Below are 11,220 nucleotides of genomic sequence, written 5' to 3' on the forward strand. Positions count from 1 at the left end.
TATCGGTCTAAATATGAATTCAACAGCTGTCATTATTGGAGCCATGTTGATTTCCCCTCTTATGACATCGATTGTTGGACTAGGATTCGGTTTAGCTATTTTTGATACGCGTTTAATCAAGCAATCTTTAGAGGTTTTATTTACTCAAGTATTGGTCAGCTTGCTTGTTTCGACTCTGTATTTCTGGATTTCTCCCTTATCTTATGCAAGTAGCGAATTGATTGCACGAACCTCTCCAACCATTTGGGATGTTCTCATTGCTATTGCTGGTGGGATAGCAGGCGTAATTGGTTCAAGGAAAAAAGAAGCAAACAATATCGTGCCAGGAGTAGCTATTGCAACAGCTCTGATGCCACCTATCTGTACTGCAGGTTATGGTTTAGCTAATGGAAATGTACGATTTTTATTCGGGGCTCTCTATCTTTTCTTGATCAACTGTGTCTTCATCATGTTAACAAATATTGTTGGAACAAGAATTTTGATGAGGAAATCTCCCTTAAGTTCATTTAAAGAGCTAAACATTAAAATGAAAATTGGCTTGATATCCTTGATTGTATTATTGGTTCTTCCAGCCAGTTATTCAGCAGTCACTCTGACGATAGATCAAGCGCGAAAAGAAGGGATCAAACAGTTTGTAGGAAAAGAGTTCTCTAATCATACGGTCATTAATCAAGTCTACAAGTCTAGGGACAATGAATTGGTCTTGACAGTTGTTGGAGATCCGATTTCAGAAGAAGAATTAGAAACACTCCACCAAAAACAAGCCTCTTACGGTATTCAATCTGTTCAATTAAAAGTCAATCAAGTCCATAATTCGACAAAATTAGATAGTGAGATGACCAAGGAATTTTATGAAAACATTAACAAGTATATCGATCAAAAACTCTCTGAAAAAGATTCACAAAACGATCTCGTAAAAGAAAATGAAGCAGACAAGGATTGAGGATATTGAACTTTTCTAACTCGAGGAAGCAAATCTTGGGAGGATATCCTATATCCAACAGTTAGTGGATAGAAAGGATTGTTGATGAGGATACCATTTGTGGTGGTTTGACCAATCACGACTAGCTCAGGTTAAATAAAATATAAAAAAGCAATAACTATTTCAGTTGTTGCTTTTTCTTACTGAAAAATGTTTCTCAGACAGTGATCGTTTTATTTTTCCACACGTGATTTGTTGGCGATATCAGCAAGGATAGCTTGGACAAAGTCATCAACTGAGACAGTTTGTGTTTCCTTTTGTCCATAGCGACGAACATTGACTGTTCCGTCTTCCATTTCCTTATCCCCAACGATCAATTGGTAAGGAATCTTGCTAGTTTGAGAAGCACGGATCTTGAACTGCATTTTTTCATTGCGCTCATCTACATCTGCACGGACACCGCGGTCACGGAGTTTCTTAGCCACTTCCCATGCGTAGTCTACGTGTTTTTCGTTAGAAACTGGGATGAGAGTTACTTGGTGTGGTGCAAGCCATGTTGGGAAGGCACCTTTGTAGTTCTCAATCAAGATAGCTGTGAAGCGTTCCATGGTTGAAATAACACCACGGTGAATCATAACTGGACGGTGTTCTTCACCATCAGGCCCGATGTATTTGAGGTCGAAGCGTTCTGGAAGCAAGAAGTCAAGCTGGATAGTCGAAAGGGTTTCTTCTTTTCCGAGAGCTGTCTTAACTTGGATATCCAATTTTGGTCCGTAGAAGGCTGCTTCACCTTCAGCTTCAAAGTAGTCAACACCCATTTCATCAAGTGCTGCACGAAGCATGGTTTGGGCATTTTCCCACATCTCATCGTTGTCAAAGTACTTGTGAGTATCTTGAGGGTCACGAAGAGAGAGACGGAAGCGGTATTCAGTCAAGTTGAAGTCTTCATAAACATCGATAATCAACTGAAGGGCACGTTGGAATTCTTCTTGGATTTGTTCTGGAGTGACAAAGAGGTGACCGTCGTTGAGGGACATTTCACGTACACGTTGAAGACCAGTGAGGGCACCAGATTTCTCGTAGCGGTGCATCATACCGATTTCAGCGATACGGATTGGCAATTCACGGTAAGAGTGAACATGGTGTTTGAAGACTTGGATGTGGTGTGGGCAGTTCATTGGACGAAGGACAAATTCTTCCCCGTCACCCATGTCCATAGTTGGGAACATGTCTTCTTGGTAATGATCCCAGTGACCAGAAGTCTTGTAGAGTTCAACAGAAGCAAGTGGTGGAGTGTAAACGTGTTGGTAGCCAGAAGCTAACTCCTTGTCTACGATGTAGCGTTCCAATTCACGACGGATAGTCGCACCGTTTGGCAACCAGAATGGCAAACCTTGTCCGACTTCTTGTGAAATCATGAAGAGGTCAAGCTCTTTACCAAGTTTACGGTGGTCACGTTCTTTGGCTTCTTCACGCATTTGAAGGTAGTTTTTCAAGTTTTTCTTGTCAAACCAAGCTGTACCGTAGATCCGTTGCATCATCGCGTTGTCGCTATTTCCACGCCAGTAAGCACCTGCTACATGAAGAAGGTGGAAGATTTGGATGCGGCCTGTTGAAGGGACGTGAGGTCCACGGCAGAGGTCCACGTATTCACCTTGACGGTAGATGGTCAAACCACCCTCGTCTTCAGAGTGTTCTTCAATCAATTCCAACTTGTAAGGGTCGTTTTTGAAGATTTCACGCGCTTCATCTTTGGTTACTTCCTCACGAATAGATGGGAAGTTTTCTTTAACGATCTTTTGCATTTCTTCTTCGATACGAGGCAGGTCTTCGTTGGAGATTTGACCAGCCTGATTGTCCGTATCATAGTAGAAACCATCTTCAATAGCTGGACCAACTCCCAAGTGAATGTCTGGGAAAAGGCGACGAGCTGCTTGGGCGAACAAGTGGGCAGCTGAGTGGCGCAAGATTGGAAGGGCATCTTCGTGATCAGGTGTCACGATTTCGATGCTTCCATCTTCAGTGATAGCACGAGTCGTGTCGATGAGTTTGCCGTTGAATTTACCAGCGAGAGCTTTTTTAGCTAGAGAATTGCTGATAGATTGGGCAATTTCAAAAGTAGTAACGCCAGATTCGAATTCACGAACAGCGCCATCTGGGAAAGTAATCTTAATCATGGTTTTCTCCTTAAATATTTATTCTATTTTTGTTGGACAATTTTAAGAGCCGAGCAACTTCTTCCGCAGTCTGATTCTCTGATTGACTACCATCTGTTACGAGGCTAGGATAGCCTAATCTCACCGCTTCCTTACGAACCATTTGAGCAAAAAGAATGTCTCGTTGCATCCAGTTTTCAAAAGCTTGATCAGGGTTGGTTGTACCCTCTAAGACATAAGGAACCCATTCTCTCTGTATATAATGCTTTTTTTGAAAATCAGCTGTCGGAGTCAAGCATAGATAGGATGATACTTGACATTCAAGCTCCTTTACCAAGTGAGGCAAAAGTCCTGCTCCCTCCACCAAGAGAGGTCTGTTTTGTTTTTTTATCAAGTAAGATTTTACATATGGAAAAATCTCTTCATAAAAGCACCATTCTTCATCTGCCATCTCTTCTGGCTTTCTCATCCAGATTTGTTCTGGATTTCTATCCTTCCTAAGAAGGCAAATTGGCTGTGAGTCTGCACTTGCTTGACTCATCATCTCTTCTACCAAATCATCCAGTTTGATATGAAGTAGTTGATACTGTCTAGCAAGAAGTGAGGCAATTGTTGACTTTCCACTACAAGGCGATCCGCCAATCATATAAAGCATCATTCTTCCTCCTTCTGACAAACAAAAAACGACATCCTAAAAGGACGTCGCAACGTGGTTCCACCTTCATTTATGTTCCTCAAAAAAGAGGGACACCTCTGATTGGCTTTAACGTAGCCACCGTTTTATGTTTGCATAAAAGCCAGTAGAGTAGTATCAGTTTAGTCTTTCTATGCGTTTCCAGCAACCACGCACTCTCTAGTAGAAAGGGGCTAAGTGACTTGTCTCTATGCATTATTATAGCATGATTGCGAGATTTTTCAAGGCTTTTATCCTATTTTTTTACTTTTCTGCTTGTTTGTAAGATGGCTAAGACCTCTACCTGATGCCATACCAAGTAGGGCGAAGATTTCATAGGCTACGAGATAAAGAAGAATGAACTCACCAAAGGTGATGATGGTAAAGCAATAGAGCAGTCCAATACCCAGCAACCACCAAAGTGAGAAATGAAACCGGTAGCTATAAAGAAGGGATACGATGAAGGTTGCTAAAGGTGAAAAGAGGATGATGTTGTTAATGTACAGTTCCTTCAGTGTATATGGGTCAGTGATGAGTAGTAAGAATAGCTCATAGAGGGGCCAGTAAAAGAAGAAAATGACAAGGTAGTATGGGATATACTTAAGATATTTTTTCATGGCAATAGTCCTCCAATCCTTGTTAAAAGAGTGCTACTGAAGAGTATCTTGCTATAAATGAGGATTCTCTTTACTTATATTATAGCAAGAAAGGAGTGATTTTCCAAGTTTTCTAGGAGAGCAGAAACGACTCTATTTTATGGCATTTCTGCTATAATACTAACAGAAGAAGTAAGAGGAAATGAGGAGAAAGAATGACCAAAATAGCAGTTCTTTCAGACATACATGGAAATACGACAGCTTTGGAAGCTGTTCTGGCTGATGCAAGAGCGGCAGAGGTAGATGAGTACTGGCTTTTGGGAGATATTCTGATGCCAGGAACAGGGCGTAGAAGGATATTGGACCTCTTAGCTAGCTTGCCCATCACTGCAAGAGTGCTGGGGAATTGGGAGAATAGTCTCTGGCTAGGCCTACATCGTAAGTTAGATCCTACAAAAGTGAGTCATCGTTATCTCCTGCGCCAAAGTCAGTACATCTTAGAAGAAATTAGCCCTAAAGAAATCGAAGACCTCCACGATCAACCTATGCAAGTTCATCGTCAGTTTGGTGATTTAACGGTAGGAATCACTCATCATCTTCCTGATAAAAACTGGGGTAGGGAGTTGATTCATACGGGAAAACAAGAAGATTTTGATAGATTGGTGACGGAGCCATATGCTTCTATCGCAGTGTATGGCCATATCCACCAACAGTTTCTTCGTTACGGAAGTGACGGACAGTTGATTCTTAATCCGGGTTCGATTGGCCAACCCTTCTTTTTAGATGCGAAGTTGCGTAAGGACCTGCGTGCCCAGTATATGATTTTAGAGTTAGATGATGCAGGTTTGTCTGATGTTGATTTTCGTCGAGTGGATTATGATGTAGAAGCTGAATTGCAGTTGGCTAAGGATTTAAAGCTCCCTTATTTTCAGGTTTACTATGAAAGCTTGGTAAATGGAATTCACCACACTCATAATCATGAATTGTTGGGGAAGATTAGCGAGCAAGAAGGTTATGATCAAGATGTTGAACTTTGGATGGAAAGAGAAAAGAAAGATTGGTTTTAAAAGGAGTTTTGACTAGAAATAGGATAGTCTAGTGACTGCTGTTTCGCGATAAGTCGAAATGGATATGAATTGAATACTTATAAAATTTATGCTAGAATATGGAAAAATATATAATTTGAACACCATACTAATTGATGTTCAAAATAAAAGGGAGATTATTTATGAAGCCAGAAGAATTACAGGCAATTGCGTCGGGACTAGGCCTACAGTTTGATGAGGAGTCTGGAAGCATTTATGGCGTGCAATCAGGTTACTTGCTATTGCTACATGAAGCAGATGTAAAAAATCAGTTTCGACTTAGTGTCAGTGTGAGCTTGAATGGCAATCCTGCGGATTCAGAAGAAAACGAGTTGGTGTTGGATGACTTTAAGAGCGAATCACTTCCAAACTTGTCAACCTTATCTATTAATCAGTACACTGTATCTATCGTTGTCAAAGGTGCGATGCGCAAATCAAAGACAATTGAAAAGTTACAGACACTTATAAGAGACTTTGTAGATTTCCTTGAATCCCATCACTTCGTTCAAGTTTGTGGCTACAGCGGTCAAGAGGGGCCAGTTAGTCTTTATCAATTAGGAGAGTCGATTTTCATTATCAATGAAGAAAGCTATCAATTTTTGAAGAGCAATCTCCAAATTGAAATGGATTCTTATCACAGTCAGAAGGAAAATGTTCTTCTTGGAACCATTGGAGCCTTACTTGGAGCCTTGATTGGTGGGGCGGTTGCTCTTTTCATCGCACGTCTTGGTTATGTAGCTGTCGCAGCGGGGCTTGTTCTTGGAATTTGTACCATTAAAGGATATGAAATGTTTGCAAGAAAGTTATCACGAAAAGGGATTCTGATTTCTGTTGTTTTGATGGTAGTCACAGTCTTTTTAGTGAATCAAATCGATTTGGCAATGGAAGTCGTAGCTCAACTAGGGGTTGAGTTTGCCTATGCTTTCCGAGTGGTCAATGAACTAATTGCAAGCGGAGAATATCCAGATAATTATTTCTTTAATCTAGGGATGTTAGCTGTTTTTACCTTGGTTGGTGCGGGGATTTCTATCAGTTCAGTCTGGTCAAGCCACAAAACAAAGGGAACTGCTCGTAAAATTGGATAAAGGATAAGCTTTTGTATTCTCTATGTCATTGGACTTATTAGGGAATACAAGGCTTTTTTAGAGGACACTCTTTGTAGTAATAATTGACATTACAACATAAAAGGGTATAATGGGTATCAGATAGGATGCGAAAGGAGAAGAAGATGCAAATTTCAAGTCGATTTACGATTGCGACTCATATGTTGATCATCATTGCCATCAAGAGTCAAGAGAGTAAGGTAACTAGTGATTTTCTCGCAGCCAGTGTTGGAGTCAATCCAGTTATTATTCGCAAAACCTTGTCCCAACTCAAAAAAGCTGAACTGATATCAGTTGCGCGTGGGACGGGCGGTACTGAGATTATCAAAGACCTCCAAGATATCAGCCTTTTTGATATTTATCAGGCTGTTGAATGTTTAGGAAAATCTGGTAAACTCTTTAGTTTTCATGACAATCCCAACCCTAACTGTCCAGTAGGAGCAAATATTCATGAAGTCTTGGATCAAAAATTGCTGGATATCCAACTAGCGATGGAAAACCAACTTCGTCAGACAAGTCTGGCTCAGGTTGTAGCTGAAACTCAGGATAAAATGATCAAGTAAGAGGGCTAGAGTCCTCTTTTTTCATTTCCGATTTTTTATGAAGTTGGGCAAGAGGAACTGTGTTCAAGTGTACTAGATGCTTTACAGTTAAGTAAAAAAATGTGAGCCTTGGTTTCAGGTTCACACTTCATTTTTTACTTATGGCAAAATGTCCTTTAGTTGTTTTAAGATGGTTTGTAAGGTTAGGACCGCTTGCTTTCCTTGCTGCGGTTGGTAGAGTAGTAGGAAATAGTCGCGAATAGTTCCTTCAAATTGCTTAGGTAGGAGAGCGCAATTGGTCTTAGCATAGTCAATCATTCGTTTTTCACCAGGATGGGTTTGCTCATTGAGTGCAAACAACAAGTCAAAGTAGGAAGCAAAAAATTCACTTGAGCGGTGATTCATGCTGAGAAGATCTTGGCGTTTGATAGCTTTTTCTATTTGGTGAGAGAAGGCAGGCATGGATTGTTCTAGTAAAAGGAGTTGCCTTTCAATGATATGCTTTTTGAGTTCCTGTGGGTAGGGAATCTGGTAGGCTTTTTGGAGAGAAGTATAGTGCCCATTCGGGTCGTATAGGATTTTACTGTGAAGTAGATTGTGCCACATACAGGTTGTATAAGCATTTTGGGCTTGATACTGAAAAACAGTTGAGTTTAGTTCTTGTTCAAACGACTCCAGTGAACGATAAATCAACTCGATTTGGATACCGTCGTTTAGTATACAGTCATCCTCTAATTCCCAAAACTGGTTTCCAATCTCCATATAAGAGCAGTACTTAGTCAAAATTTTTAGGCGAGTCGCCTCATCAATAGGTGAGTTGAGATAGATATAGACATCATAATCAGAATTTTGATCATAGTCTTGTCCTGCACGTGAACCACCTAGAGCGATGGCTTCTACTTGTTCCAGCTGAGAGAATTCTTTGCAAAGTTCGTGGATCATTGTTTTTCTCCTTACGTTATGGTTTTAAAGTCATTTTACCAAAAAGTAAAACGTTTGCATAGCATAGAGTTGCCCTTTTTCATTTATAGCAAAAAATGTGAACCCTTGTTTTGAGTTCACATTTCTTTTTTATTCTGCTGCTTGTTGCCAGCGTTTGGCTAGCATGCGGGACAGGCTTGAAATTGCTAGGTTAAAGCTGAAATAGATCAGAGCAATCAAGATATAAAGACTGAAGACCTGCTCAGGTTCGAAATAACGTCCCATGAGAATTTGACTAGCGCCAAAGAGCTCTTGTAGGGCGATAACAGAGTAGAGAAGGCTGGTATCCTTAATCACGGTTACAAACTGAGAAATGATGGCTGGCAACATTTTACGGATTGCTTGTGGGAGAATGATGTGGTAGAGGATTTGCGCAGAGGTAAATCCTTGCGACATTCCTGCTTCGTATTGTCCCTTGTCTACGGCATTGAGGCCACCTCGGATAATCTCAGCCAAGGCTGCTGAGGTAAAGAGGGTAAAGGCTGTAATACCAGCTGGTGTGGACTTCATCTTAAACACCAAAAAGATGGTGAAAATCCAGAGGAGGTTGGGAACGTTACGTACAAACTCGATATAAATGCTGGAGATGATCCGTAAGACAGGATTTTTCCCATTTCTCATGACGGCTAGTACTGTTCCGATAAGGGTCGAGAGGACGATAGCAATCAGAGAAATGTAGAGAGTTAAGCCAAATCCTTTAAAGATAAAGACTAGGTTATCTGGGGTCAAAACTTCTAAAATAGATTCCATAGTAACCTCCTAAAGTGAATAGGCTTTTTTATTGGCTTGCTCCATCTTGCGACCAAATTGGGCGACAGGGAAGCAAAGGGCAAAGTAGAGTAGGGCAGCACCTAGAAAGGCAGGGATGTAGTTTCCGTTGAGAGCTGACCAAGACTTGGTCACAAACATCAAGTCCACTCCAGAGATGATAGCAACTGTTGAAGTATTCTTGATAAGGTTAACGATTTGGTTGGTCAAAGGAGGGAGAATGATACGAAAGGCCTGAGGCAAGATAATCAAGCGCATGGCACTGATATAGGTGAAACCTTGCGACAAGGCAGCCTCCATCTGACCATTAGGGATAGACTGAATCCCTGAACGAATCACCTCAGCAATATAAGCACCGTGATAAAGTCCTACGCAGAGAATAGCTGTCCAATAAATTGGAATCATGATGGTGTGTTCACTGATAAGAGGCAAACCATAAAAAACAATAACAAACTGTACCAAGAGGGGGGTGTTTTGGTAAAATTCGACAAAGATACGAGCCAAAATCCTTAGAATTTGATGTTTGCTAGTTGATAGGACTCCAAAGATGATTCCTAAGACCATAGCTAGGATAAAGGAGCCAATCGCTAGGGCAAGGGTGAAGAGGAAACCATTGAAAAATTGTCCAAAATCCTGAAAATAGGCTGTCCAAGATGATAAATCTGTCATGGGGTGTCCTCCTTAATCTGCGGTATGGCTAGATGGTTTGAGCTTGTAACGGTCATAGAGTTTCTGAAGACTGCCGTCCTTGCTCCATTTAGTGACCAAGCTATCAAGATAGTCGCTGAGCTCGGTGTTTGATTTCTTGGTAACAATGCCATAGTCAGATGGCTTGAAACTATCATCTAGTAGTTCTGTCCGTTTACTAATGTAGCCGGACAGAATAGAGCGGTCCACGGAAAAGGCATCAATACGGTGGGCGTGAAGGGAAGTAATCAATTCTGGGTAGGAACCAAGTTCGACGAATTTAAAGGTTAGACCTTTCTTTTTACCCAGTTCAGTAATCAAGCGCTGGGTAATGGATCCTTGAGCAACCCCAATGGTTTTACCGTTTAGGTCCTCAATGCTTTTGATGTTGGCAGATTTATTGACCAAAAAGCCAGAAGCGTCCGTATAGTAGGGACTGGTGAAGTTGTATAGTTTTTTACGCTCGTCTGTGATGGTGAAGGTCGCGATATCCATATCGACCTGTTCATTGTCTAGAAGAGGGCCACGGGTTTGTGCGGTAACAGGCACATAGCGAACCTTGACCTTGAGTTCGTCTGCAATCATCTTGGCCAGGTCCGTTTCGATACCAGAATAAGTCCCTTTCTTGGGATCCTTGTAGCCGAAATTGGGAACGTCTTGTTTGACACCGACAACTAGTTCACCTCTTTTTTGAATGTCTGTGACACTGGTGTCGGCCTGGACTGGTTTGGCAGCAACAAGGCTGAAAAGGCTAATTAATAATGCGGATAAAAAGAATTTCTTTTTCATAGGCGCCTCCTTATTTGACTTTATCACTTTCGTGGTTGATAATTTTGCTGAGGAATTGCTGGGCACGAGGTTCGCTTGGATTGTCGAAAAAGTCATCAACCTCTGTCGTATCTACTAAAACTTCTCCGTCAGCCATAAAGATAATGCGGTCCGCAACTTCACGGGCAAAGCCCATTTCGTGGGTAACGATGATCATGTTCATCCCGTCATGCGCTAGTTTTTGCATAACTGCTAGTACATCACCGATAGTCTCAGGATCAAGAGCAGATGTTGGCTCATCAAAGAGGAGGAGTTCCGGATGCATAGCGAGTCCGCGTGCGATGGCAATCCGTTGTTTTTGTCCACCAGATAGCGTGGCTGGATAGGAATCTTTCTTGTCCCACATATTTACAAATTCCAGATATTTTTGGGCTGTTTTTTCAGCTTCTTTTTTATCAATTCCTAGAACTTTTACAGGCGCAAGTGTTACATTTTCTAACACTGTTTTATGTGGATAAAGGTTAAAATGTTGGAAAACCATGCCGACTTCCTTACGGAGAGGAACTAAATCTTTCTGACTGGCACCTGCTACTTGGTGTCCATTGACTAGGAGACTTCCTTTGTCAACAGCCTCCAAACCATTGATCGTACGGATAAGAGTGGACTTCCCAGAACCAGAAGGTCCAAGCAGGACAACAACTTGTCCTTTTTCAAAACGGAGATTAATGTCGCGGAGTGCATGGTAGTCTCCGTAATATTTTTCGATGTTTTTAAATTCTACTAAAGCCATGAGAGATCTCCTTTGTGTTAGATTTTATAACATGATTCTACAACAAAAGATTTGTCTTGTCAAATTAAATCAGAAAAAAATTAGTAAAATTGTAGTAAAAAGTAGTCAGGATAGAGAAAAAGCCTAAATCGTGTTATAATGAAACGATA

12 protein-coding genes and 1 pseudogene are annotated in these 11,220 nt (G+C 41.2%); 4 read left to right on the forward strand and 9 right to left on the reverse strand.

All coding sequences use genetic code 11. The features are described from left to right. The first annotated feature begins 1 nt into the window (after window position 1). Complete coding sequence (locus HMPREF3057_RS05840) at window positions 2-943, forward strand: DUF389 domain-containing protein (protein WP_257370913.1); 942 nt, start codon at window positions 2-4, stop codon at window positions 941-943. 212 nt (window positions 944-1,155) lie between these two features. On the opposite strand, the gene thrS is transcribed toward HMPREF3057_RS05840, so the two are convergent. The 4 genes and pseudogenes from thrS to HMPREF3057_RS05855 all read right to left on the reverse strand — a co-directional run bounded on the left by thrS (window position 1,156) and on the right by HMPREF3057_RS05855 (window position 4,368). Further along, a complete protein-coding gene (thrS, locus tag HMPREF3057_RS05845; protein WP_070696869.1) occupies window positions 1,156-3,099 on the reverse strand; it encodes a threonine--tRNA ligase in 1,944 nt (647 codons plus the stop codon). A 10-nt stretch (window positions 3,100-3,109) separates the two neighbouring features. Then, window positions 3,110-3,736, reverse strand: coding sequence for an adenylate kinase family protein (locus HMPREF3057_RS05850; protein ID WP_083312816.1), 627 nt, complete (start codon window positions 3,734-3,736; stop codon window positions 3,110-3,112). Continuing rightward, a pseudogene (locus tag HMPREF3057_RS10480) lies at window positions 3,733-3,920 on the reverse strand (hypothetical protein). The gene HMPREF3057_RS05850 and the pseudogene HMPREF3057_RS10480 overlap by 4 nt, the downstream one beginning before the upstream one ends. An 82-nt stretch (window positions 3,921-4,002) precedes the next feature. After that, window positions 4,003-4,368: a hypothetical protein gene (locus HMPREF3057_RS05855; RefSeq protein ID WP_000760373.1), complete on the reverse strand. Its 366-nt coding sequence runs from the start codon at window positions 4,366-4,368 to the stop codon at window positions 4,003-4,005. Between the two features lie 194 nt (window positions 4,369-4,562). On the opposite strand from HMPREF3057_RS05855, the gene HMPREF3057_RS05860 reads away from it, so the two are divergent. The 3 genes from HMPREF3057_RS05860 to HMPREF3057_RS05870 all read left to right on the forward strand — a co-directional run bounded on the left by HMPREF3057_RS05860 (window position 4,563) and on the right by HMPREF3057_RS05870 (window position 7,098). Further along, window positions 4,563-5,414 carry a metallophosphoesterase family protein gene (locus HMPREF3057_RS05860; protein WP_070696873.1) on the forward strand — a complete coding sequence of 284 codons (852 nt, stop codon included), beginning with the start codon at window positions 4,563-4,565 and terminating at the stop codon, window positions 5,412-5,414. 161 nt (window positions 5,415-5,575) lie between these two features. Continuing rightward, entirely contained in the window at window positions 5,576-6,517 is a 942-nt protein-coding gene (locus HMPREF3057_RS05865) for a hypothetical protein (RefSeq protein ID WP_070696874.1), read from the forward strand. 143 nt (window positions 6,518-6,660) lie between these two features. Then, window positions 6,661-7,098 (forward strand): Rrf2 family transcriptional regulator, encoded by a 438-nt coding sequence (locus HMPREF3057_RS05870; RefSeq protein WP_070696876.1) that lies wholly within the window; start codon window positions 6,661-6,663, stop codon window positions 7,096-7,098. A 138-nt stretch (window positions 7,099-7,236) separates the two neighbouring features. Here HMPREF3057_RS05870 and HMPREF3057_RS05875 read toward each other — a convergent pair whose 3' ends face one another. From HMPREF3057_RS05875 to HMPREF3057_RS05895, 5 genes are all read right to left on the reverse strand, one after another. After that, window positions 7,237-8,019, reverse strand: coding sequence for a DUF4037 domain-containing protein (locus HMPREF3057_RS05875; RefSeq protein ID WP_070696878.1), 783 nt, complete (start codon window positions 8,017-8,019; stop codon window positions 7,237-7,239). Between the two features lie 129 nt (window positions 8,020-8,148). Beyond that, on the reverse strand, window positions 8,149-8,808 hold the full coding sequence (locus HMPREF3057_RS05880) for an amino acid ABC transporter permease (RefSeq protein ID WP_070696880.1): 660 nt from the start codon (window positions 8,806-8,808) through the stop codon (window positions 8,149-8,151). A gap of 9 nt (window positions 8,809-8,817) precedes the next feature. Next, the gene (locus tag HMPREF3057_RS05885; protein WP_070696882.1) at window positions 8,818-9,495 is read right to left on the reverse strand and encodes an amino acid ABC transporter permease; all 678 of its coding nucleotides are present in this window, start codon (window positions 9,493-9,495) and stop codon (window positions 8,818-8,820) included. Between the two features lie 12 nt (window positions 9,496-9,507). Continuing rightward, window positions 9,508-10,302 (reverse strand): transporter substrate-binding domain-containing protein, encoded by a 795-nt coding sequence (locus tag HMPREF3057_RS05890; protein WP_070696884.1) that lies wholly within the window; start codon window positions 10,300-10,302, stop codon window positions 9,508-9,510. A 10-nt stretch (window positions 10,303-10,312) separates the two neighbouring features. Further along, window positions 10,313-11,071, reverse strand: coding sequence for an amino acid ABC transporter ATP-binding protein (locus HMPREF3057_RS05895; RefSeq protein WP_070696887.1), 759 nt, complete (start codon window positions 11,069-11,071; stop codon window positions 10,313-10,315). Window positions 11,072-11,220 lie beyond the last annotated feature (149 nt).

It is taken from the genome of Streptococcus sp. HMSC072D05 (assembly GCF_001815805.1).
Lineage (GTDB): Bacteria > Bacillota > Bacilli > Lactobacillales > Streptococcaceae > Streptococcus.

Excerpts from the sequence above, each read along its gene's own strand:
- thrS (WP_070696869.1), bottom strand. The coding sequence starts at position 3,099 with ATGATTAAGATTACTTTCCCAGATGGCGCTGTTCGTGAATTCGAATCT.
- HMPREF3057_RS05850 (WP_083312816.1), bottom strand. The coding sequence starts at position 3,736 with ATGATGCTTTATATGATTGGCGGATCGCCTTGTAGTGGAAAGTCAACA.
- HMPREF3057_RS05855 (WP_000760373.1), bottom strand. The coding sequence starts at position 4,368 with ATGAAAAAATATCTTAAGTATATCCCATACTACCTTGTCATTTTCTTC.
- HMPREF3057_RS05860 (WP_070696873.1), top strand. The coding sequence starts at position 4,563 with ATGACCAAAATAGCAGTTCTTTCAGACATACATGGAAATACGACAGCT.
- HMPREF3057_RS05865 (WP_070696874.1), top strand. The coding sequence starts at position 5,576 with ATGAAGCCAGAAGAATTACAGGCAATTGCGTCGGGACTAGGCCTACAG.
- HMPREF3057_RS05870 (WP_070696876.1), top strand. The coding sequence starts at position 6,661 with ATGCAAATTTCAAGTCGATTTACGATTGCGACTCATATGTTGATCATC.
- HMPREF3057_RS05875 (WP_070696878.1), bottom strand. The coding sequence starts at position 8,019 with ATGATCCACGAACTTTGCAAAGAATTCTCTCAGCTGGAACAAGTAGAA.
- HMPREF3057_RS05880 (WP_070696880.1), bottom strand. The coding sequence starts at position 8,808 with ATGGAATCTATTTTAGAAGTTTTGACCCCAGATAACCTAGTCTTTATC.
- HMPREF3057_RS05885 (WP_070696882.1), bottom strand. The coding sequence starts at position 9,495 with ATGACAGATTTATCATCTTGGACAGCCTATTTTCAGGATTTTGGACAA.
- HMPREF3057_RS05890 (WP_070696884.1), bottom strand. The coding sequence starts at position 10,302 with ATGAAAAAGAAATTCTTTTTATCCGCATTATTAATTAGCCTTTTCAGC.
- HMPREF3057_RS05895 (WP_070696887.1), bottom strand. The coding sequence starts at position 11,071 with ATGGCTTTAGTAGAATTTAAAAACATCGAAAAATATTACGGAGACTAC.